Consider the following 22,240-nt stretch of genomic DNA (forward strand, 5'->3'; position numbering starts at 1 on the left):
TCGCCGGGTGCATGGCTTCAACGACGAAACCAAAGAGCTTGGCGAGGCGATCCTCAAATACGCCGCGGACCGGTTGGCGCTGGATCCGGTGCCGCTGGACTCACCACGGACGGTCGCCGAACTCGACGCCGTCGCCAGTGGTGCGATCAGCCCCGAGGGGCTGGGCGGAGCGGCGGCCCTCGACCTCTTCGAAAACCAGCTCGCGCTCGCGTGCCTGTCGATCGACCACCCCCGATACCTGTCGTTCATTCCTTGCGCGCCGACACGCGAGGCCGCGATGTTCGACCTGGTCGTCGGTGCTTCGTCGATCTACGGTGGCTCCTGGTTGGAGGGCGCCGGCGCCGTGTATGCCGAAAATCAGGCGTTGCGCTGGATCGCCGATCTGGTCGGCCTCCCGGCGACCGCGGGTGGCTCGTTTGTGCAGGGCGGAACCATCGGCAACCTGTCCGCTCTGGTCGCTGCCCGCGCAGCCGCTCGTGCCCGCAACGCCAGCCGGCCCTTCCGGGTCGCCGCGACGGTCGGCTCCCACTCATCGATCTCATCCGCCTGCGACGTCATGGACGCCGAACTCGTGCAGGTGCCGGTCGACGAGGACATGCGGCTGACCGGTGCGGCGTTGCGCAAGGTGCTGCAGGACGAAGGGCCCGAGTCCTTCTTCGCGGTCGTTGCGACCTGTGGCACCACGAACTTCGGCATCATCGACGACCTGCAGTCGGTCGCTGACGTGTGCGAGGAGTTCGGCATCTGGTTCCACGTCGACGGCGCGTATGGCGGTGCCGGTCTCGCCGCGCCGAGCGTGCGCGAGAAGTATGCCGGCATCGAGCGCTGCAACTCCTTCATCGTCGACCCGCACAAGTGGCTCTTCGCACCGTTCGACTGCTGTGCGCTGCTCTATCGCGAGCCTGCGCTCGCGCGTGCGGCGCACACCCAGCACGCGTCATACCTGGACGTTCTGACCGATGCGCCCGACTGGAATCCGAGTGACTACTCCATCGGGCTGACCCGCCGCGCTCGCGGTCTGCCGTTCTGGTTCTCGTTGGTGGTCAACGGAACTGCGGCATACACCGAGGCGATCGAGCACACCCTCGAGGTGACCAGGTTCGCCGAGTCCGAGGTCGAGGCGCGTGACTATCTCGAGGTCGTGCGGCACGCTGACCTGTCGGTGCTGGTGTTCCGTCGGCTCGGTTGGTCGCCGGAGCAGTATCACGCGTGGTCGGACAAGCTGCTCGCCGATCAGGAGGCATTCGTGGTGCCGACGTCACACGACGGTGAGACGCTGGCACGCTTCGCCATCGTGAACCCCAACACGACCGTCGACGACATACGGGCCATTCTCGACACGATGGCCTGAGGCGGTCGCGGCCTCGCGTGCGGCGGCCTGGTCCTCGGTCCGGCCGTGCGTGCGGAGTCAGTCGATGCTGGATGGCTCAGGGGAGGGCGCGGTCGACGGCTGGGCCTTCGCCATACCGGCCTCCCATTTCTGCTCGACCCGCGCGGCCTTCCAGACACCGACGGCGAGCAGCCACGTCGCGATGAACATGCCGACGATCACGAAGCCGGCCTTGTTGATGTCGAAGTTCTCCATGAACCTCCAGAACGGCCCCCGCCAGTGCAGCTCCTGCGGGATCAGACCGAGGATCTCGATGGTGCCGATGAAGTAGCAGATCGCGACCGACAATCCGGTGATCGTGAGGTTGTAGTAGACCTTGCGCACCGGCTTCATGAAGGCCCAGCCGTAGGCGGTGTTCATGAAGCAGCCGTCGAGGGTGTCCATGATGCTCATGCCTGCGGTGAACAGGATCGGCAGCACGAGAATGGCGTACCACGCGATGTGCTGGGTTGCCAGCAGTGCGGTCGTTGCGAGGAGCGCGACCTCGGTGGCCGTGTCGAAGCCCATGCCGAATACGACGCCGACGGGGTACATCTGCCACGGCTTGTTGATCGAGCGCATCCACCGGCCGAAGAAGCGGTTCATGAAACCGCGCTGTTGCAGCTGGGCCTCGAGGGCGGCCTCGTCATACTCGCCACGCCGCATCGATCGCCAGATCTTGACGATGCCGACCAGGATGACGATGTTCATCAACGCGATCAGATAGAGGAAGGCCGCCGACACGATCGTGCCGAAGACGCCGCCGAACTGCTCAAGGGACGAGTTGTTGTTCGAGACTGCCGAGTAGACGGTTTTTTCGGCGACGACGATGCCGATGCCGATGGCCACCACGATCGTGGAGTGGCCGAGCGAGAAGAAATACCCCACGCTGAGCGGGCGCTGTCCGTCGCTCATCAGCTTGCGGGTCGTGTTGTCGATGGCGGAGATGTGGTCCGCGTCGAAGGCGTGCCGCAGCCCCAGGGTGTATGCCGTGACGGCGATTCCGATGCCGAGGCCGCGGTAGTGGTGGGGGATCACCAGGAACGCGAAGACACCGAAGCCGACCACGTGCAGCAGGGCGATCGAACCGAACATCCACCCGGCCCGGCGCCACTCCCGGGGCGTGAGCGAGGCTTTGATAGCGGCCCACCTGCTGTTCGTGGTCGTTGCCACAGCCACCGATTCGCTGGTCATCGTGCTTCCAACGGTCGAACCTCGGCTGCGCGCTCCGGTGAGGCGGACATCACATGCGACATAGTCGCAGAAGATAGGAGCAGAAGCTGATGGGAGGCTGGACGCATCTTCGGTGGTGAGACGCGGTGGTCGGACGACCTCGGCAGGAGCGGCGGTCTGCGCACCACGAGTCACATCCGTCACGACATGCCGACGTGGGTGCTTGCCGGAATGACATGCGTGTGATTCGGCCCTATCATCGAGGCAGACCTTTTCCGCACCCGAGAGGATCCCTTGTGAGCGCCGCACAGCAGCATGCCACGCAGTCCGAAGACGCCGAGGCAACGCGGTTGAGCGAGCGCGACAGCGCCGTGCTGGCCTTCGAGCGCAACTGGTGGAAGCTGCAGGGTGCCAAGGAGCAGGCGATCCGCGAGACCTTCGACATGAGTTCGACTCGCTATTACCAGGTGCTCAACGCCGTCATCGACATGCCGGCCGCGCTTGAGCACGACCCGATGCTGGTCAAGCGCTTGCAACGGCTGCGCGCCGGCCGGATGCGGCAGCGCACCGCACGCCGCCTGGGCTTCGAGATCGACAGCTGACGGTTTCAGCCGGGCTGTATGCCGGAGGCTGACCTCCGCAAAAGATGACCTCAGAGGTTGCGCGGGTACATGTTCGGCGTGGCGCCCACCGCATCCGCCGTCGCCTCCCGAGTCGCCGAATCGGCGACTTATGGGTGCCCGGGATGCCCCGCGCGGCGAGTGCCTGGTCGAGATGACGATTACTTCCCAGTATCGCGACCGCGACCGGAAGTAATCGTCTTTCTAACCACCCCAGCGTTGCTGGCGGGTCGTAGGTGGCGGGTGGAATCACTGGACCACGCAACGTACGGGCGCCAGTAGGCGCCCGTTCGTCGAATATCCCTCGATGTCAGTCGCGAGCTGCCGCCTGACGGCGCAGTTCGGCCCGCGCGAGCGAGGCCTTGTGCACCTCGTCCGGGCCGTCGGCGAAACGCAACGTGCGGATCCCGGCATACGCGCGCGCCAGCGGGAAGTCCTGTGACAGGCCACCTGCACCATGCGTCTGGATCGCCTTGTCGAGGATCCACTGGACCGTCTCGGGAGTCGCGATCTTGATCGCCTGGATCTCGCGATGGGCGCCCGTGTTGCCGACGGTGTCCATCAGCCAGGCCGTCTTGAGCACGAGCAGCCGCAACTGCTCCAGCTTGACCCGCGATTCGGCGATCCAGTTGCGGATGACTCCCTGTTCGGACAACTTTCGACCGAAGGTCTCCCGGCTGTCGGCCCGCGCGCACATCGACTCGATGGCGACCTCGGCAAGTCCGATGGACCGCATGCAGTGGTGGATCCGGCCCGGCCCGAGCCGGGCTTGCGCGATCGCGAAGCCGAGACCCTCACCGGCGATGATGTTGCTCGCCGGCACGCGCACGTCGTGGAACTGCAGTTCGGCGTGCCCGCCGTGATCGTTGTCGTCATACCCGTAAACGGTCATTCCGCGTTTGACCTCGACGCCGGGGGTGTCGCGGGGGACGAGAATCTGCGACTGCTGCCGGTGCCGGTCCGCGGTCGGGTCGGTCTTGCCCATCACGATGAAGATCTTGGCGTTCGGATCCATGGCGCCGGTGATCCACCACTTGCGACCGTTGACGACGTATTCGTCGCCGTCGCGCTCGATCCGGGTCGCGATGTTGGTCGCGTCCGAGGATGCGACCTCGGGCTCCGTCATGGCGAAGGCAGAGCGAATCTCCCCTGACAGCAACGGTTTCAGCCACTGTTCCTGCTGTTCGGGCGTGCCGAATTCGCTGAGCACCTCCATGTTGCCGGTGTCCGGGGCTGCACAGTTGAGCGCCGCCGGCGCCAGGTGCGAGCGGCCGGTGATCTCGGCGAGCGGGGCGTACTGCAGGTTCGTCAGGCCGGCGCCGTGCTCGCCCGGGAGAAACAGATTCCACAATCCCTGCGCCTTGGCTTTGTCGCGCAACTCCTGCAGCACCGGCACGGTGCTCCACGCCCACGGGTCGCTCTGGTGGGCGAGCTGCTCGTGGAACACCGGCTCGGCCGGCCGCACCTGCTCGTCCAGGAAGGTGCGTACAGCGGCCTGCAGCTCCTGTGTCTTTGCATCGAACTCGAAATCCATTGCTACGTCTCTGCTTTCAGTTCGGTGTGTAGTTCTGTATGACGTCCAGCCCGGCTGCGAGCAGCGGCTCCGTCGCGGCGCCGATGTCTTCGAAGCCGGCTCCGACCGTCTGTCCCTGGGTGAAGCGGAAGTAGATCCCTTCGAGGATCGCGGCGAGCTTGTAGTAGGCCAACGCCTCGTGGAATGCCAGATGCGACAGGTCGCGCCCCGACCGTTCCGAATACCGCTGCGCGATGTCGTCGCGGGTGGGGTGCCCGGGCGCCTGCGACACGGTCGAGACCGCGTGCGGAGCGATCGACGCCAACGACTGGTAGACCAGCATCAAGGCGACGTCCGCGAGTGGGTCGCCGAGCGTCGCCATCTCCCAGTCGAGCACGGCGCAAACGTGGTCGCTGTCGTCGACGAGGGTGTTGTCCATCCGGTAGTCGCCGTGCACGATCGTCGCCTCGGCCGATGCCGGGATCGACGCCGCGAGACGCTCGTGCAGCTCCTGCTCGCCGTGCAACTCGCGTGACGCGGAGCCGTCCATCTGTGCCTTCCATCGACGCACCTGCCGTTCCAGATAGCCGTCGGGCCGGCCGAAGTCGGACAGTCCGACGGAGGCCGGATCGACCGAGTGGAGCGCCACGAGCGTGTCGGTGACATCGTCGGCGATGGCGCGAGTTCGATTCGGCCCCAACGGCTTCAGCTCGTCAGAGGTTCTGTATGGCGTTCCACCGACGCGCTCCATGACATAGAACGGTGCGCCGATCACCGACGTGTCGGTGCATTCGGCATACATGTGAGGCACCGGCACCGGCGTGCCCGACAGCGCTGCCATCACTCGGTGTTCGCGGCTCATGTCGTGTGCGGTGGCGAGCACGTGACCCAACGGCGGCCGGCGGACGACCACGTCGCGGCTGCCGTCGGACACGACATACGTGAGGTTCGACTTGCCACCGGCAATCAGTTCCGCGTGCAGCCCGCCAGTAAGCAGGCCAGGGCTTGCTTCGTCCAAAAATGCCTGCAGCGCAACGAGATCCAAGCCCGGTGGCTGTGACATCAGACGCCGCCGCCGAGCAGTACCCCGCCGTCGACGACAATCGTCTGGCCGGTCATCCAGCCCGCGTCGTCGGACAGCAGGAAGGTCACGACGCTGCCGATGTCGTCCGGCTCGCCGAGTCTCTTCAGCGCATACGGCCGGGCCACCTGCTCCTCCTTGCCTTCGTACAGCGCTGTCGCGAACTGGGTCTTGACGACAGCCGGCGCGACGGCGTTGACGCGTGTTCTCGGGCCGAGCTCTACGGCCAGTTCCTCGGTGAGGTGCACGAGGGCGGCCTTGCTCACGCCATACATGCCGATGCCGGGTGCGGGTCGCAGACCGGCGACCGACGCGATGTTGACGATCGCTCCGCCGTGCTCGGCAAGGGCTGCGGCGTTGACCTTCTGAACCCATGACAACGCGGCAATCACGTTGACGTCCATGATCTTTCGGGCCACGTCGGCATCGACGTCCAGTAATGGCCCGTACGCCGGATTGATGCCGGTGTTGTTGACCAGGAAGTCCAGACTGCCGAAGGACAGCGCTGCGGCGACCACCTCGTCCTGGTGCGCCGGGTCGTCCGCCTTGCCCGCCACCCAGTGCGCGTTCTCACCGAGAGCGGCAGCGGCTTGCTCGAGTGGTTCGGCATTGCGCGCGGTGATCACGACATTGGCGCCCTCGTCGACCAGTCGCTGGGCGACGGCGAGCCCGATGCCTCGGCTGGCTCCCGTGACGATGGCGGTGCGGCCGTTGAGACCCTTCATCCTTGGTGTGCTCCTTCTGAGGCGGTGACTGACATGCCCGTTGCCGAGGCGCCCATCATCGACAACGACAACTGCACGTGTCTGCGCGCGATCGCCGACGGATCATCGGCGCCGTGTGGGTCGTACCACCCGGCGATGCCCTGGCACATCGACAATATGGCCCGCGCGCAGTCCGCGACCCATGGTGTGCTGAATTCCCCGCTGCGCAATCCTTGTTCGAGGCAGTCGCGCAACAGGCTCTCGAGTGCATCCCGCCGTGCGACATACCGAGCCCGGTGCTCATCGGTGAGCGATCGCAGTTCGGAATGCAGGAACGCCAGCTTCGCGTGCTGCGCCATGTAGAGCGCGATCGCCTCGACGATCGCCGCGAGTCGGGCGACCGGGTCGGCTCCTGCTTCGTCGGCTGCTGCGCGGGTGTGGGAGTCGACGAGGTCCATGGCCCGCTCGAGCAGCGCGACGAGCAGTGCCTGCTTGTTCTCGTAGTGGTAGTACAGCGCCGGCACGGTGACCCCGAGTCGCCCGGCGATGTTGCGCACGGAGGTGCCGTCGTAGCCGTGCTCGACGAACTCCGCGAGCGAGGCCTGCAGGATCGGGGGCAGGTCCGCGTCGGGGTAGCGGCGCCAGTCGGTGATGGCAGACATCGAAATCCTTTCCCGAATTCGACTGTCAGCTTAGCGAGCGCTATGTCAGTATGTGGGTCTACCGCCCATGACGTGCCGGGAAGATGGAAACCAGATGACCGTGCCTGCTGATGCCGTCCCGATGGATGAAGCCACTCGTGCCGTTCGCCGGATCACCTGGCCCAACCTGCTGCGGCGACACGCCTTCCAACTCGGCGAGCGCACCGCCATACGGTGGCAGGGTCGATCCGTCAGTTGGCGCGAATTCGACCGTTTCGCAGACGATTTCGCCGACGCGCTGTATGCCGCAGGCGTTCGTGCCGGTGACCGCGTCGCGCTGCTGATGCTCAACCGGCCCGAGTTCATCTACGCGACCATCGGGGCGCAGCGCATCGGAGCCGTTGTGGTGCCGGTCAACTTCCGCTTCGCGCCCCCGGAGTTGGCGCATGTGCTGGGCGTCGTCGAGCCGGCCGTGGTCGTCGTCGATGTGCCACTGTTGCCCGGGCTGCAGGCGGCGCTGGCAACCACGCAGCAGCGGCCGGTCGTGGTGGCGACCGGTGCGAGCGAGCCGATCGACGGCATACAGACCTATGCGCAGTTCGCCTCCGGCGACCACCCTGAGCATCCGCTCGTCGACGTGGCCGAAAACGACCCGGCACTCATCATGTTCACCTCTGGCACCACCGGACGCCCCAAGGGCGCCACGCTCAGTCACCTCAACATGCACGGCAACGGCCTTACCTGTGTGCAGGCGTGGAACAGCCGCGAGGACGACATCACCCTCCTGGCGACACCGCTGTTTCACATCGGCGGCATCGGAGTCTGCTCGGGGACGTTGTTGGCCGGGAGTTCGATCGTCTTGCAGGAGACCGGCCTCTTCGACGCCGGCGCGACCCTGGATCTGATGGAACGAGAACGGGTTACGGGCACCTTCCTCGTGCCGGCGCAGTGGCAGACCGTCGTCGCCGAGCAGGAGCGCCAGCCGCGCGAGATCTGCCTGCGGGTGCTCAGCTGGGGCGCGGCTCCGGCCACCGAGCACCTGCTGCGCCGGATGAGCGAGGTCTTTCCCGGAGGCTCCAGCATCGCGGTCTTCGGGCAGAGCGAGATGAGCCCCATCACGTGCGTGCTGCACGAGCAGGACGCAATCCGCAAACTCGGCTCCGTCGGTCGCCCGATCTCGACGTTGGCGGTCCGGGTGCTCGACCCGCTCGGGCACGACGTCGCCCCGGGCGAGGTCGGCGAGATCGTCTATCGCGGTCCGACCCAGATGATGGGCTACTGGCGCGATCCGCAGGCCACCGCGGATGCCTTTGTCAACGGATGGTTCCGCAGTGGCGATCTGGTCCGCATCGACGACGAGGGCTTCGTCTTCGTGGTCGACCGCACCAAGGACATGGTGATCTCCGGCGGCGAGAACATCTACTGCCTCGAGGTCGAGAACGTCCTTGCCGAACACCCGGACATCCTCGAAGTGACCGTGGTCGGCGGTCCCCACCCGACGTATGGCGAAACTCCTGTGGCCGTTGCGGTCCTCCGTGCCGGCGCACAACTCACGCTGCCGCAGCTGCGCGAGTGGGCCGACGGCCGCATTGCGCGTTACAAGCTGCCGACAGAACTGCACCTGGTCGCTGCGCTGCCGCGTAATCCCAGCGGAAAGGTGCTCAAAGCCCAACTGCGGCAAGAGCTCTCAGCCGAAGGGAGCAGCGCGTGAGCGGCGTGCAGACGATCGTCGACGGCCCGGTGGTGACCGTGCGCTTCGATGCCCCCGAACGACTGAACGCCGTCGGTGGCGCGGCTGGCCAGGCCGTCATCGCGGCGGTCGAGCAGCTCGAGCGTGACGACGCACTGCGCGTGCTGGTGCTCACCGGCACCGGCCGGGCATTCTCCAGCGGCGCCGATCTGACCGGTGCCGACGGGCTGCGTCAGCGGCCGGTCGAGGCGATGGAGGCGACCAGCGCCGTCATACGTGCGCTGGTGGGATGCAGCAAGCCGGTCGTCGCGGCGGTCAACGGACTCGCCGCCGGCGTCGCCGTCGGATACGTGCTGGCCGCGGATATCGCTGTCGCTGCCCAGGATTCGTACCTCCTGCTGCCCTTCACCGGCATCGGTCTGATGCCGGACGGCGGCACCACCGTGAGCTTCGCCGCGTCGGCCGGCCGAGCACGAGCGATGCGTGCGGCATTGCTCGGCGAGAAGGTGCCTGCCCGGCAGGCACTGGAGTGGGGCCTGATCTCACAGGTGTGCACAGCAGACGAGCTCGACGACGTGGTGGCGGCCATCTGCCGCACGCTCGTCGCCCGACCGGCCGCGGCGCTGACTGCCACGAAGCGGGCGGTCAACGCAGCATGTCTGCCGGAACTGGACGCCGCCCTCGACCGCGAGCGAGACGGCCAACTGACACAGTTCGAAGACCCCGAATTCGCCGCCCGTGCAGCTGCTTTCGTGCGGGGAGGGCGTTCGTGACCGGGCCGTTGAGCGGCATACGTGTCGTCGAGCTCGCGGCGATCGGCCCGGCGCCGTTCGCTGGAATGATGCTGGCCGATCTCGGCGCCGAGGTGATTCGGGTGGGACGCCTCGATGGCGATGATCAGGCGGCGACGGCGCCAACGCACGGCGTGCTCAACCGTGGCCGCCGCTGGATGCAACTCGACCTCAAGAAGCCCGAATCCCTTGAGATAGTGCGCAGACTCGCGGCCAGCGCCGACATCTTCACCGAGGGCTTCCGGCCCGGCGTCGCCGAACGGCTCGGCCTGGGACCGGATGTCCTGCTGGCGGACAATCCGCGGTTGGTCTACGGGCGGATGACCGGCTGGGGCCAGGACGGTCCGCGGGCGGCCTCCGCAGGCCACGACCTCGGTTACATCGCGCTGACCGGGGCGCTCCACCCGTGCGTCGATGCGACCGGCCGGCCGACGCCACCGCTGAACATGCTCGGCGACTTCGGCGGCGGCGGGATGTTGCTGGTCGCCGGTGTGCTGGCGGCGCTGTGGTCGGCCGCGCGCACGGGTGAGGGACAGGTGGTCGACGCCGCGATCGTCGACGGCACCGCGCTGCTGACCGGCATGCACCAGGCGATGACCGGATCCGGGCTCTGGGCGCAACCACCGGGTGGCAATCTTTTCGACGGTGGTGCGCCGTTCTACGGCGTCTACGGCACACGTGACGACAAGTGGCTGTCGGTCGCGGCTATCGAGCCCAAGTTCTACGCGCTGCTGCTCGACGGCCTGGGTCTTGATCTCGACCCGGCGCAGCAGAACGACCAAGCGACCTGGCCTGCCACCAAAGCGGTGATCGCAGAACGCATTCGAGGCCGTGACCGCGCCGAGTGGGAGCAGGTCTTCGCCGGCTCCGACGCGTGTGTCGCCCCCGTGCTCGACCCGTCCGAGGCTGCCTCGGACGACCAGCTGAAGGCTCGTGGCACGTATGTCGAGCGTGACGGGTTACGGCATCCATCACCCGCGCCGCGCTTCTCAGGTACGCCCACCGAGTTACCTGTATCGACCAGCGGCGATGAGACCGCACAGATCCTGCACGAGCTGGGATACGCCGAAGACCACCTTGTCGAGTTCACCCGGAGCGGAGTCATCCGTGACGCAGCCGCCGACCGGCATACGAAAGGAAACGTCTGATGCCCACCGAAGCCTTCATCTTTGAGGCTGTTCGCACTCCGCGTGGTCGCGGGAAGGCGACCGGATCACTGCACGAGGTCAAGCCGATCAAGCTCGTCACCGGACTCATCGACGAGGTGCGGCGGCGCAATCCTTCCCTCGACGTGGCGGCCATCGACGATGTCGTGCTCGGCGTCGTCAGCCCGCTCGGCGACCAGGGTTCGGTGATCGCCAAGACGGCAGCACTTGCGGCGGGGCTGCCGCCGACGACGGCTGGTGTGCAGTTGGACAGGTTCTGCGCGAGCGGGCTGGAGGCGGTCAACACCGCTGCGGAGAAAGTGCGCTCGGGGTGGCACGACCTGATCCTGGCTGGGGGAGTCGAGTCGATGTCCCGTGTGCCGATGGGCTCAGACGGCGGCGCGTGGGCCTATGACCCGGAGACCGCGCACGCCACCGGGTTCGTTCCGCAGGGCATCGGCGCCGACCTCATCGCCACCATCGAGGGCTGGAGCCGCGAGGACGTCGACACGTATGCCGCCGAAAGCCAGAATCGCGCCGGCAAGGCACAGGCGGACGGTCGGTTCGACCGGTCGGTGGTGCCCGTGCGCGACAACAACGGCCTCGTCGTGCTCGAGCGAGATGAATTCCTGCGACCGCAGACCACCGTCGAGAGCTTGGCGTCGCTCAAGCCGTCGTTCGCGACCATCGGTGATCAGGCCGGCTTCGACGCCGTGGCCCTGCAGAAATATCACTGGATCGAGCGGATCAACCACGTGCATCATGCCGGCAACTCCAGTGGCATCGTCGACGGCGCCGCTCTGATGCTCATCGGTTCGCAGGAGGCGGGCGACGCGCAGGGGCTCACCGCGCGTGGGCGTGTCGTGGCCACAGCCGTCAGCGGAGCCGATCCGACGATCATGCTCACCGGGCCGGCACCTGCTGCGCGAAAAGCGCTGGCGCGAGCCGGAATGCAGGTCGGTGACATCGACCTGTTCGAGGTCAACGAAGCCTTCGCCGCGGTGCCGATGCGCTTCATGCGGGACCTCGACGTCGACCACGAGATCGTCAACGTCAACGGTGGCGCAATCGCACTCGGTCACCCACTGGGCGCGACCGGCGCGATGATCCTGGGCACGCTGCTGGACGAGTTGGACCGACAGGACAAGCGATTCGGCCTGGCGACGCTGTGCGTCGGCGGAGGCATGGGCATCGCCACCATCATCGAGAGGACCAACTGACCGTGTCCGACACCTTGCAGACCACCACGATCAGCGGCCGGCGCGACGACGCCGGCATCGTGACCGTCGTCATCGACGACCCGGCCGGTTCGGCGAATGTCATGAACGACGCCTTCCGTCAGTCGCTGCACGGATGTGTGGACTGGCTCGAGAAGACACGCGACGACGTCACCGGTGTGGTGCTCACCAGCGCCAAGAAGACCTTTTTCGCCGGCGGTGATCTCACCCGGCTGCGCGAGGTGACACCGGACACCGCCGAGGAGTTCTTCACCGGCGCCGAGGCGATGAAGGCCGACCTCCGACGCCTTGAGACCTTCGGGTTTCCCGTCGTCGCAGTCCTTTCCGGCTCAGCGCTCGGTGGCGGCCTGGAGATTGCGCTGGCCTGTCACCACCGCATCGCGGTCGACAACCGCAGCAGCTTCGGGTTCCCGGAAGTCACCCTCGGATTGTTGCCCGGCGGTGGGGGAGTCACGCGCACTGTCCGCATGCTCGGGCTGGCGGACGCGCTCACCAAGGTGCTCGGCCAAGGCGCGAAGTTCCGCCCTGCGCAGGCCGTCGAGCTCGGGCTTGTCGACGCCCTTGCGCCCGACGAGCAAGCTGCAGTCACCGCCGCCCACGAGTGGATCGCTCAGCACCCGGAAGTCCACAAGCCTTGGGACGTCAAGGGATTCAAGATTCCTGGCGGGACTCCCGCGGGCGGTCCGATCAAGGAGTTCATTCCCGCCTTCACCGCATCGCTGACCAAACAGCTGAAGGGCGCGCCCTACCCCGCGCCATACGCGATCCTGGCCGCGGCGGTCGAGGGATCACAGGTCGACTTCGACACGGCATCCCGGATCGAGAGCCGCTATCTCACCGAGCTGGCCGCCGGGCAGATCAGCAAGAACATGATCCAGGCGTTCTTCTTCGACCTGCAGGGCATCAAGAAGGGCGCCTCACGACCCGGCGGTATCGAGCCTCGCAAGGCCCACCGCGTCGGGGTGCTCGGGGCCGGGATGATGGGCGCAGGCATCGCCTACTCCCTGGCCAAGGTCGGCATCGACGTCGTCCTGAAGGACGTCGACGAGGCCGCCGCGCAGAAGGGCAAGGGGTACTCGATCGGATTGTGCGACAAGGCAGTTGGCCGCGGGCGTATGACGCAGGCCGCCGCCGACGCACTGCTGGCGCACATCACTCCCACCAGTGACCCCGAAGCCCTGGCCGGATGCGACACCGTCATCGAGGCGGTCTTCGAGGATCCACAGCTCAAGAGCCGTGTCTTCGCAGAGGTCGTCGGCCACGTCGCACCGGACGCGCTGTTGTGCTCCAACACCTCGACCCTGCCGATCACCGGCCTGGCCAAGGACATCGAGCGACCGGCCGACTTCATCGGACTGCACTTCTTTTCCCCGGTGGACAAGATGCAGCTGGTCGAGATCATCGTCGGTGCGAAGACCAGCACCGAATCCGTCGCGCACGCCTACGATCTCGTGCTGCAGTTGGGCAAGACGCCGATCGTCGTGCAGGATTCACGCGGCTTCTTCACCTCCCGGGTCATCGGCACCTTCACCGGTGAGGGCTTGGCCATGCTTGCCGAGGGTGTGAATCCGGTCAGCCTCGAGCGGGCCGCGACGCAGGCGGGGTACCCGGTCGGCACCTTGCAGATCAGCGACGAGCTCAACCTCGAACTCATGCAGAAGATCCAGCGTGCGACCGCTGCTGCTGCGGAAGCGGAGGGTGCGACACCGCCACAGCATCCGTCATACGCGGTGGTCGACGAGATGATTCGCCAGGGCCGTCCGAACCGTAAGAGCGGCAAGGGTTTCTACGACTACGACGAGTCCGGCCGGCGAGGTTCGCTCTGGCCCGGCCTCGCGACGCTCTTTCCGGTGGCCGCCGAGCAACCGCCGATGCAGGACATCAAGGACAGGTTCTTGTTCGTCGAGGCGCTGGAGTCGGTGCGCTGCGTGCAGGAAGGCGTGATCACGGCAGCTGCCGACGCCAACATCGGCTCGATCCTGGGCATCGGCTACCCGGCCTGGACCGGCGGCGTGCTGCAGTTCATCAACGGGTATGCCGGTGGGCTGACCGGATTCATCGCACGGGCGCAGGAACTGGAAGCGGCATACGGGCCACGTTTCGCTGTGCCGGAACTGTTGCAGGAGAAGGCAACTCGAGGAGAGAGGTTCGAATGACGACCCGTGAGCTGTTCGACGAAGACCACGAGGCATTCCGCCGCTCGGCGCGGGCGTTCCTGCAACGGGAGGCGGTGCCGCACCGCGAGCAGTGGGACGCCGACGGCATCGTCTCGCGCGATGCCTGGCTGGCGGCCGGTCGCGCGGGGATGATCGGTATGGCGGTGCCCGAGGAGTTCGGCGGTGGTGGTCAGCCGGACTTCCGGTTCAACACCGTCTTCACCGAGGAGTCCGTCGCGGCCGAGGTTACCGGTCTGGGTGTGGGCCTGGAGAACGACATCATCATCCCGTATCTGCTGCAGCTGGCCACCGAGGAGCAGAAGCGGCGCTGGCTGCCCGAGGTGTGCACCGGCGAGAAGATCCTGGCCATCGGTATGACGGAACCCGGTGCCGGCAGCGACCTGCAGGGTATAGCCACGACTGCGGTCGACAAAGGTGACCACTACCTGCTGAATGGTCGAAAGACATTCATCTCCAACGGGATTCTCGCAGACCTGGTGATCGTGGTGGCCAAGACGGATCCGAACGCCGGTCACAAGGGCATCAGCCTCCTGGTGGTCGAGCGCGGTATGCCGGGCTTCGAACGCGGCCGCAATCTTGACAAGCTCGGGCTGCACGCGCAGGACACCGCAGAGCTCATCTTCGAGGACGTCCGTGTGCCCAAGGAAAACCTGCTCGGTGCCGAGGGCAGCGGTTTCATCTCGCTCATGCAGAACCTCCCGCAGGAGCGACTGTCCATCGCTGTCATCGCCGTCACGTCCATCGAGCGCATCCTGCAGCTCTGCCTGGACTACGCCAAGGACCGCACGGCCTTCGGCCGACCGATCGGCGCCTTCCAGCACAACCGCTTCGTCCTCGCCGAGATGGCGACAGAGGCGCGCATCGCCCGCGTCTACGTCGACGACTGCATCCGCCGCCATGTCGCCGGTGAACTCGATGCCGCCGAGGCGTCGGGTGCGAAGTACTGGACCACCGAGCTGCAGAAGAAGATCGTCGACGCCGGTGTGCAACTGCACGGCGGTTACGGCTATATGACCGAGTACCCCATCGCGCGTGCCTATGCCGACAGCCGGATCCAGACGATCTACGGCGGCACCACCGAGATCATGAAGGAGATAGTGGGGCGTTCGCTCGGGATCTGACCAGTTTCACCTGCCTACAGTGGCGCCATGTCGACTCCCGAGACAGCCGCCACTCGCGGGCTCGTGATGGTGGTCGAGGACGAACCCTCGATCGCCGAACTGGTCCGCATGCAGTTGGCGCGCGCCGGATACGGCGTCCACCTCGAACGTGACGGTGCCCAGGCGCTGGCCGCGATCGGTCGCCTCCGGCCGGTCGCGGTGATCCTGGACATCGGCTTGCCCGGCCTCGACGGCATCGAGGTGTGCCGCCAGCTGCGTGCCGGAAACGACTGGACCCCAGTGCTTTTCACCACCGCGCGAGACGACGAGATTGATCGGATCCTCGGTCTCGAGCTGGGCGCGGACGACTACATCACCAAGCCGTTCTCGCCGCGTGAGCTCGTTGCGCGGGTGGCTACGGTGCTACGTCGAACCTCCGGCACGCCGGGACGTTCTCGCTTGCTGCGCCTCGGCTCGCTCGTCCTCGACCCGGCCGCGCGTCGCGCTGCGGCCGATGATCGTGACATCCCCCTGACAGCAACGGAATTCGACCTGTTGCATTTCCTCATGGGCAATCCCGGGCAGGTCTTCAGCCGCGATCAGCTGCTGAGCCAGGTCTGGGGGTATGCCGCGCTGGACGGCGGTCGCACGGTCGACGTGCACGTCGCGCAGGTGCGCGCCAAACTTGGCGACGCCAGCCCGATCCGGACGGTCCGTGGCGTGGGCTACAGCGCAGAGGAGCCGCGGTTGTGAGGCTCCGGCTGCGATCCCTGACCGCACGCCTGACGCTGCTCGCGGTCGTCATCGCGGTCATCACGGGGCTGCTCGCCGCCGCGATCGCCTACGGGCTGATCCAGCGAGAGGCCGAAGCACGCACGAAGGCCACGCTGTCCCGGCTGGCCGATGCGGCCCAGGCCACGACCGATCTCGGCAGCAATCCCGACACGGCGCAACGTCGCGCGCGTCGTCTGCTGGAGGCGCTCGACATACAGTTCGTCACCATCTCGCGATCGGGAGTCGAGCAACCGGCGACCGGGTTGGCCGCCCGCAGCCTGACCGCCACGGACAAGGCGCAACTGCTGGCGGGAGAGCGGGTGTCAGGGCAGCGGCGGATCAACGGCCGTTGGGTGCTGATCCAGGGTCGCCCGACCAGCGCCGGCGCGATCGTCCTGGCGCAGCGGCGGTCGGATGCCGCCGCCGCCGCGGACGACGCGATCGTGCGCCTGCTCTGGGGCATCCTCATCGCGGTGGTCGTCGCGGTGGTGCTCGGCGTCGTCTTCGCCCGACGACTCAGTCGCCCGCTGCGGACGACTGCGTCGGTGGCTGCTGCGATCGAACGCGGCGAGCGTGCGGCGGTCGCGCCCACGACCGGCCCCAGCGAGATCGCGGAGGTCGGCGCCGCCCTCAACTCGCTCGCCGGTGCGCTGGCCGGATCCGAGCAGCGCCAGCGCGACTTCCTGCTGTCGGTCTCTCACGATCTGCGCACGCCTCTCACGGCGATCACCGGGTATGCCGAGTCACTGGCCGACGGTGTCGTCCCCGCCGAGGAGACGGCCGTCGTCGGAGCCACGATGCTGGGGGAGTCGCAGCGGCTGCGGCGCATGGTCGACGACCTGCTGGATCTCGCACGGCTGGATGCGCGTGAGCTGCGCATCGACCCGACCGACATCGAGGCGACGGCATTCGGAGCCGACACCGCCCGGGTGTGGGCGGCACGTTGCGCGGCCGAGGGCGTGTCCTTCGCCTTCCGGCAGCCGCCGCCACCGATCTGGTTGCGGTCTGATCCGACTCGGATCCGCCAGATCCTCGACGGATTGTTCGACAACGCGCTGCGGGTGACTCCTGTCGGCAAAAGCATTGTGCTGCAACTGGATTCGGTCGAGGACCAGGTCGTTTTCGAGGTGCGCGACGGCGGCCCTGGTCTCAGCGACGAAGACCTGGATGTTGCCTTCGAGCGGGCCGCGCTCTACGAGCGCTACCGCGGCATACGGCCCGTCGGCACCGGACTCGGCCTAGCGATCGTGCACGCACTGACCACCCGGCTCGGTGGCAGGGTGGAGGCGGGTCACGCGCCAGAAGGCGGCGCGAGGTTCACCGTCCGCCTGCCGCAGCGCATGGACGGCGAACCTCGCGACTGACCGGGCAGCGAGCCGTGCGAATGACTTGCCGCCCGGTGTCTGTGTGTTACTTGGCGACGTCGATCCGCGTCGCGGTGTATGACGTCGTACCGGTGCCGATCACAACGACCTTCGCACCGTCGTGCACACCGCTGATCGTGCCGGCGCTCTTGGTGGCGCGCATCCGCACCTTCGTCGAACCGTTGACGGCGAAGGTCTCCTCCACGTTGTTGCGTGCCATCACCGTGATCGAGGTCGGTGACACAGCGGTGACCGTTCCGCGGATCTCGTCATGGGTGACCAGCGCACCGGTCTTCTTGTCCTTGGTGACCCAGCTGCCGTAGACGACGCCGCGGCCGAGGCGGACGTGGCGCTTCCCGTCGGCCTTGTGGGCGGTCGATGATGCGGTCGTACTCACGGCGGCTGCTGGCGGTGCTGCGTTCGCCTCCGTCGAGGAGACGGCCACGGCGCCACCCGCGAGGGCGGCTACTGCGGTGCCGGCGACGGCGTACTTCTTCCACATGTCGATGTGTCCTTGCTGTTGCAGTGATGCCGCCGAGGATTTCGGCGACACCACCGACGATGCGCTCCGGATGTCAGCGTCCCGGCAGGCGATTGTGAAGGTTGTGTAAGAACGAGCGCGCCGCAGGCGCGATACTGGCGGGTAGACCGGCGGAGCCCACCGCCATACAACCCCCGGAGGTCACCCGTGCGTATCGGAATGCCACTGAACTACTCGAGCGGGTTCGCCGAGACGGCAGCGGAGGTGACCGACCTCGAGAGCGCAGGTCTCGACATCATCTTCGTCCCCGAGGCGTATTCCTTCGACGCGGTCAGCCAGCTCGGCTATCTGGCCGCGCGCACGCAGCGGCTGATTTTGGCGTCAGGCATCCTGCAGATCTACAGCCGCACGCCCACCCTGACCGCGATGACCGCCGCCGGCCTCGACTACGTCTCCGGTGGGCGCTTCATGCTCGGCATCGGCGCATCGGGTCCGCAGGTGATCGAGGGATTCCACGGCGTGAAGTACGACGCCCCGCTGGGTCGCACCCGCGAGCTCATCGACATCTGCCGGCAGGTATGGCGCCGCGAACGTGTCGACTACCAGGGGAAGTACTACCGCATCCCGCTGCCGCCGGAGGAGGGCACCGGTCTCGGCAAACCGCTGAAGCTGATCAACCACCCCGTTCGCGAACGCATCCCGGTCATGATCGCCGCGCTCGGCCCCAAGAATGTCGCCATGACCGCAGAGGTCGCCGAGGCGTGGGAGCCGATCTTCTTCTATCCCGAGCGTGCGGGCGACGTCTGGGGCGAGTCGCTCGCGCAGGGCCGCGCCAAACGTGACCCGAGCCTCGGCGACCTCGATGTCTGTGTCGGTATGCCGATGGCGATCGGCGACGACGTCGACCATCTGCTGCAGGGTCATCGTGACCAACTCGCCCTGTATGTCGGCGGGATGGGTGCGCGCGGCAAGAACTTCTACAACACCCTTGCCCAGCGTTACGGCTTCGAGGAGGCGGCCCGAACCGTTCAGGATCTGTATCTGGGCGGCAAGAAGTCCGAGGCCGCCGCCGCGTTGCCGGATGAACTGGTGCGCATGACATCGTTGATCGGGCCCAAGAGCTGGGTCGCCGAGCGCGTCCAGGCGTATGCCGCAGCAGGGGTCACCACGCTCAGCGTCACGCCGATCGCGGCGGACACCGCGAGCCGGGTGCGGATGATCGAGGAGTTGCGGTCGCTGGTGTCGTGAGCTGCCCCTCGCTACGGCCGTTTGCACTCGCGGTCAGAGAGTGCCAATAATGGCGTTAGCACTCTCTGCTTGAGAGTGACAACTTCAGCAGTATGGCGAGGGTTCGCTGCAGGTCGCCTCCGAAAGGCGCTCCGCACGAGCCCGTCCGTCGCGGGCGCCATACCGCTGGCTTCGTCACACACACGTGAGGATTGGACCGCACATGGCCAAGACCATTGCATTCGACGAGGAAGCCCGTCGCGGTCTCGAGCGGGGTATGAACACCCTCGCCGACGCCGTCAAGGTGACCCTCGGCCCCAAGGGCCGCAACGTCGTCCTGGAGAAGAAGTGGGGCGCACCCACGATCACCAACGACGGTGTGAGCATCGCCAAGGAGATCGAGCTGGACGAGCCGTACGAGAAGATCGGCGCCGAGCTCGTCAAGGAAGTTGCCAAGAAGACCGACGACGTCGCCGGTGACGGCACCACCACTGCCACCGTCCTGGCGCAGGCCATGGTCAAGGAGGGCCTGCGCAACGTTGCTGCCGGCGCCAACCCGATGGCGCTGAAGCGCGGCATCGAGCAGGCTGTCGCCAAGGTGTCGGAGTCGCTGACGACCGCCTCCAAGGAGATCGACACCAAGGAGCAGATCGCTGCTGTTGCGGCCATCTCCGCCGGTGGCGACGCGACCGTCGGTGAGCTCATCGCCGAGGCGATGGACAAGGTCGGCAAGGAAGGCGTCATCACCGTCGAGGAGTCCAACACCTTCGGGCTCGAGCTCGAGCTCACCGAGGGCATGCGCTTCGACAAGGGCTACATCTCCGGTTACTTCGTGACCGACACCGAGAGCATGGAAGCCGTGCTCGACGACCCGTACATCCTGATCGTCAACTCCAAGATCTCGAGCGTGAAAGACCTCCTGCCGTTGCTGGAGAAGGTCATGCAGTCCGGCAAGCCGCTGGTCATCATCGCCGAGGACACCGAGGGCGAGGCTCTGTCGACGCTGGTCGTCAACAAGATCCGCGGCACCTTCAAGTCGGTCGCGGTCAAGGCCCCCGGCTTCGGTGACCGTCGCAAGGCCATGCTCGGTGACATCGCCATCCTCACCGGTGGTCAGGTCATCTCCGAGGAGGTCGGCCTCAAGCTCGACACCGCCGAGCTCGACCTGCTGGGCAAGGCCCGCAAGGTCGTCGTCACCAAGGACGAGACCACCATCGTCGAGGGTGCCGGCGACGCCGACCAGATCGCCGGTCGCGTCAAGCAGATCCGCGCCGAGATCGAGAACTCCGACTCCGACTACGACCGTGAGAAGCTGCAGGAGCGCCTGGCCAAGCTGGCCGGCGGTGTTGCCGTCATCAAGGTCGGCGCCGCCACCGAGGTCGAGCTCAAGGAGCGCAAGCACCGCATCGAGGACGCCGTCCGCGCCGCCAAGGCGTCGGTTGAAGAAGGCATCGTCGCCGGCGGTGGCGTTGCGCTGCTGCAGGCCGGCAAGGGTGCGGTCGACTCGCTGTCGCTGAGCGGCGACGAGGCCACCGGCGCCAACATCGTGGTCGTGGCCACCGAGGCTCCGCTGAAGCAGATCGCCGCCAACGCGGGCCTGGAGCCCGGTGTCGTTGCCGCCAAGGTGCGTTCGCTGCCGACCGGTGAGGGCCTCAACGCCGCCACCGGTGAGTATGTCGACATGCTCGCGGCAGGCATCCCGGACCCGACCAAGGTGACCCGTTCGGCGCTGCAGAACGCCGCGTCGATCGCAGCGCTCTTCCTCACCACCGAGGCCGTCATCGCCGACAAGCCGGAGAAGGCAGCCGCTGCGCCGGCCGACCCGACCGGTGGCATGGGCGACATGGGCTTCTGACGAAGCGCGTAGCGGAGGTTGGCGGCGAGCGACGTAGGAGCGTGGCGGCCGGCCGACGTGGAGTGCGAGGAGGACGCCCGATGGATATGGGCTTCTGACGAAGCGCGTAGCGGAGGTTGGCGGCGAGCGACGTAGGAGCGTGGCGGCCGGCCGACGTGGAGTGCGAGGAGGACGCCCGATGGATATGGGCTTCTGACGAAGCGCTCACCAGCACGAAGAAGCGGCCGCTTCCCCCGGATGGGGGAGGCGGCCGCTTCTGTATGCCGTCGGTGTTCGACGTGGGCGCGGCTGTCGCCGCCCCCACGTCGAACACCGAGCGGGGTGTTGCGTGGTCGGCCGATCAGTTGGGGATGAAGTCGGTGCCGGGCACGCGCCAGATGATGGTCTGGGCGGAGTTGGCGACCTGGATCACGGCTGCGCCGGTGTCGAAGCCGGTGTTGATGCTGCCGTAACCGTTTCTGCTGCTCCAAACGGCCTTGCCCGCCGGCGAGATGACCATCAGCTGGCCACTGGTGGTCAGGGCTGCGTGCGAACCGGGCACCTTGGTGTTGGTCTGCCACACCGTCTTGCCGTTGATGCTGTAGGCGAGGTTGCCGTTGGTGTACATCGACAACGAGGAGTTGTAGCTGCCCTGGCCGTTGTAGCTGATCTGGTTGTAGTGCAGATACTGGCCGGACGGCAGCACGCTGTTCGCCTGGATCCCGTCCGCGCGGCTGCCCGATTGCCACACCACAGCACCGGCGGCGGTGGTCATCACCAGGTTGCCGGAGTTGTTGATGGTGAGAGTTTTGCCGCCCTTGCCTGCGGTGTTGCTGTTCCAGATCAGGCCGCCGGCCCCGGTTCGGATAGCCAGGTCGCCGTTGCAGTAGAACGAGATCGAGGTGTTGTCGTCCTTGCTGACGTTGTTGTCAAAGGCAGACCATGTCCCGAAGGCTTCGTTGCTGTAGGCGCCGGCCGATGGGAACTGCACGAGTTGCAGAATGACTCCGGCGCCATGGTCGGCGACGAAGTCGTATCGGCCGTTCGCGCTGGAGATCCAGTACGTCGGGTTGTCGGCGTGGATGTTGTTGCACGCGGTCAGAGTCGAGGGCACCGTTGACGAGTCGAGCTCCTTCGCAGCACCGATCCGCTGCGACAGGGCGGTCGCGCGGGCCGGTGTGAAGTGGGAGACGCCGGTCGAGGCCGATGCCGATGCCGCTGCGGTGACGCAGCCGGTCGAGACGAGGGCTGCGGCAACAGTGGTGGTGGACAAGACGGTCTTCAACGTGGGCCGTCGAGTGGTGGTGCGCATAGTGCG

Annotated in this window: 19 protein-coding genes; 12 read left to right on the plus strand and 7 right to left on the minus strand. The window is 66.7% G+C overall.

Annotated features, from left to right (window positions below; genetic code table 11):
- The first annotated feature begins 7 nt into the window (after positions 1–7).
- Positions 8–1,351: a pyridoxal phosphate-dependent decarboxylase family protein gene (locus BKA23_RS02145; RefSeq protein ID WP_145225057.1), complete on the plus strand. Its 1,344-nt coding sequence runs from the start codon at positions 8–10 to the stop codon at positions 1,349–1,351.
- Positions 1,352–1,408: 57 nt separating this feature from the next.
- Here BKA23_RS02145 and nicT read toward each other — a convergent pair whose 3' ends face one another.
- Positions 1,409–2,563 (minus strand): Nickel transporter NicT, encoded by a 1,155-nt coding sequence (gene nicT / locus BKA23_RS02150; protein ID WP_145225059.1) that lies wholly within the window; start codon positions 2,561–2,563, stop codon positions 1,409–1,411.
- 275 nt (positions 2,564–2,838) lie between these two features.
- Between nicT and BKA23_RS02155 the strand changes: the two genes are divergently transcribed.
- A complete protein-coding gene (locus BKA23_RS02155) occupies positions 2,839–3,144 on the plus strand; it encodes a DUF3263 domain-containing protein (RefSeq protein ID WP_246104407.1) in 306 nt (101 codons plus the stop codon).
- 328 nt (positions 3,145–3,472) lie between these two features.
- On the opposite strand, the gene BKA23_RS02160 is transcribed toward BKA23_RS02155, so the two are convergent.
- Genes BKA23_RS02160 through BKA23_RS02175 form a run of 4 tightly spaced genes read right to left on the minus strand, consistent with a single transcriptional unit; the run spans position 3,473 to position 7,122 of the window.
- Positions 3,473–4,696, minus strand: a complete 1,224-nt coding sequence (locus tag BKA23_RS02160; protein WP_145225063.1) for an acyl-CoA dehydrogenase family protein — start codon at positions 4,694–4,696, stop codon at positions 3,473–3,475.
- A gap of 16 nt (positions 4,697–4,712) precedes the next feature.
- The gene (locus BKA23_RS02165; RefSeq protein WP_145225065.1) at positions 4,713–5,738 is read right to left on the minus strand and encodes a phosphotransferase family protein; all 1,026 of its coding nucleotides are present in this window, start codon (positions 5,736–5,738) and stop codon (positions 4,713–4,715) included.
- Positions 5,738–6,481, minus strand: coding sequence for an SDR family oxidoreductase (locus BKA23_RS02170; protein WP_145225067.1), 744 nt, complete (start codon positions 6,479–6,481; stop codon positions 5,738–5,740). The genes BKA23_RS02165 and BKA23_RS02170 overlap by 1 nt, the downstream gene beginning before the upstream one ends.
- A complete protein-coding gene (locus BKA23_RS02175) occupies positions 6,478–7,122 on the minus strand; it encodes a TetR/AcrR family transcriptional regulator (RefSeq protein ID WP_145225069.1) in 645 nt (214 codons plus the stop codon). Before BKA23_RS02175 ends, BKA23_RS02170 begins: the two co-directional genes overlap by 4 nt.
- A 94-nt stretch (positions 7,123–7,216) precedes the next feature.
- Between BKA23_RS02175 and BKA23_RS02180 the strand changes: the two genes are divergently transcribed.
- From BKA23_RS02180 to BKA23_RS02215, 8 genes are read left to right on the plus strand one after another with little or no spacing between them, the layout of a single operon-like run.
- Entirely contained in the window at positions 7,217–8,812 is a 1,596-nt protein-coding gene (locus tag BKA23_RS02180) for an AMP-binding protein (protein ID WP_145225071.1), read from the plus strand.
- The gene (locus tag BKA23_RS02185; protein ID WP_145225073.1) at positions 8,809–9,564 is read left to right on the plus strand and encodes an enoyl-CoA hydratase-related protein; all 756 of its coding nucleotides are present in this window, start codon (positions 8,809–8,811) and stop codon (positions 9,562–9,564) included. Before BKA23_RS02180 ends, BKA23_RS02185 begins: the two co-directional genes overlap by 4 nt.
- Positions 9,561–10,730 (plus strand): CaiB/BaiF CoA transferase family protein, encoded by a 1,170-nt coding sequence (locus tag BKA23_RS02190; protein ID WP_246104408.1) that lies wholly within the window; start codon positions 9,561–9,563, stop codon positions 10,728–10,730. The genes BKA23_RS02185 and BKA23_RS02190 overlap by 4 nt, the downstream gene beginning before the upstream one ends.
- Positions 10,730–11,947 carry an acetyl-CoA C-acetyltransferase gene (locus BKA23_RS02195; protein ID WP_145225077.1) on the plus strand — a complete coding sequence of 406 codons (1,218 nt, stop codon included), beginning with the start codon at positions 10,730–10,732 and terminating at the stop codon, positions 11,945–11,947. The genes BKA23_RS02190 and BKA23_RS02195 overlap by 1 nt, the downstream gene beginning before the upstream one ends.
- Before the next feature lie 2 nt (positions 11,948–11,949).
- Complete coding sequence (locus tag BKA23_RS02200; protein ID WP_246104409.1) at positions 11,950–14,121, plus strand: 3-hydroxyacyl-CoA dehydrogenase NAD-binding domain-containing protein; 2,172 nt, start codon at positions 11,950–11,952, stop codon at positions 14,119–14,121.
- The gene (locus tag BKA23_RS02205; protein ID WP_145225079.1) at positions 14,118–15,263 is read left to right on the plus strand and encodes an acyl-CoA dehydrogenase family protein; all 1,146 of its coding nucleotides are present in this window, start codon (positions 14,118–14,120) and stop codon (positions 15,261–15,263) included. Before BKA23_RS02200 ends, BKA23_RS02205 begins: the two co-directional genes overlap by 4 nt.
- 27 nt (positions 15,264–15,290) lie before the next feature.
- Positions 15,291–15,995: a response regulator transcription factor gene (locus tag BKA23_RS02210; RefSeq protein WP_145225081.1), complete on the plus strand. Its 705-nt coding sequence runs from the start codon at positions 15,291–15,293 to the stop codon at positions 15,993–15,995.
- Positions 15,992–17,380 (plus strand): HAMP domain-containing sensor histidine kinase, encoded by a 1,389-nt coding sequence (locus tag BKA23_RS02215; protein WP_145225084.1) that lies wholly within the window; start codon positions 15,992–15,994, stop codon positions 17,378–17,380. Before BKA23_RS02210 ends, BKA23_RS02215 begins: the two co-directional genes overlap by 4 nt.
- A gap of 46 nt (positions 17,381–17,426) precedes the next feature.
- Here the strand turns inward: BKA23_RS02215 and BKA23_RS02220 are convergent, their stop codons facing one another.
- Complete coding sequence (locus BKA23_RS02220; protein WP_145225086.1) at positions 17,427–17,933, minus strand: hypothetical protein; 507 nt, start codon at positions 17,931–17,933, stop codon at positions 17,427–17,429.
- A 135-nt stretch (positions 17,934–18,068) separates the two neighbouring features.
- On the opposite strand from BKA23_RS02220, the gene BKA23_RS02225 reads away from it, so the two are divergent.
- Positions 18,069–19,109 (plus strand): LLM class F420-dependent oxidoreductase, encoded by a 1,041-nt coding sequence (locus tag BKA23_RS02225; protein ID WP_145225088.1) that lies wholly within the window; start codon positions 18,069–18,071, stop codon positions 19,107–19,109.
- Positions 19,110–19,311: 202 nt separating this feature from the next.
- Positions 19,312–20,943: a chaperonin GroEL gene (gene groL, locus BKA23_RS02230; RefSeq protein WP_145225090.1), complete on the plus strand. Its 1,632-nt coding sequence runs from the start codon at positions 19,312–19,314 to the stop codon at positions 20,941–20,943.
- Positions 20,944–21,283: 340 nt separating this feature from the next.
- Here the strand turns inward: groL and BKA23_RS02235 are convergent, their stop codons facing one another.
- Positions 21,284–22,234 carry a hypothetical protein gene (locus BKA23_RS02235; protein WP_145225092.1) on the minus strand — a complete coding sequence of 317 codons (951 nt, stop codon included), beginning with the start codon at positions 22,232–22,234 and terminating at the stop codon, positions 21,284–21,286.
- Between the last annotated feature and the right edge of the window lie 6 nt (positions 22,235–22,240).

Source organism: Rudaeicoccus suwonensis (assembly GCF_007829035.1).
GTDB classification, from domain to species: domain Bacteria; phylum Actinomycetota; class Actinomycetes; order Actinomycetales; family Dermatophilaceae; genus Rudaeicoccus; species Rudaeicoccus suwonensis.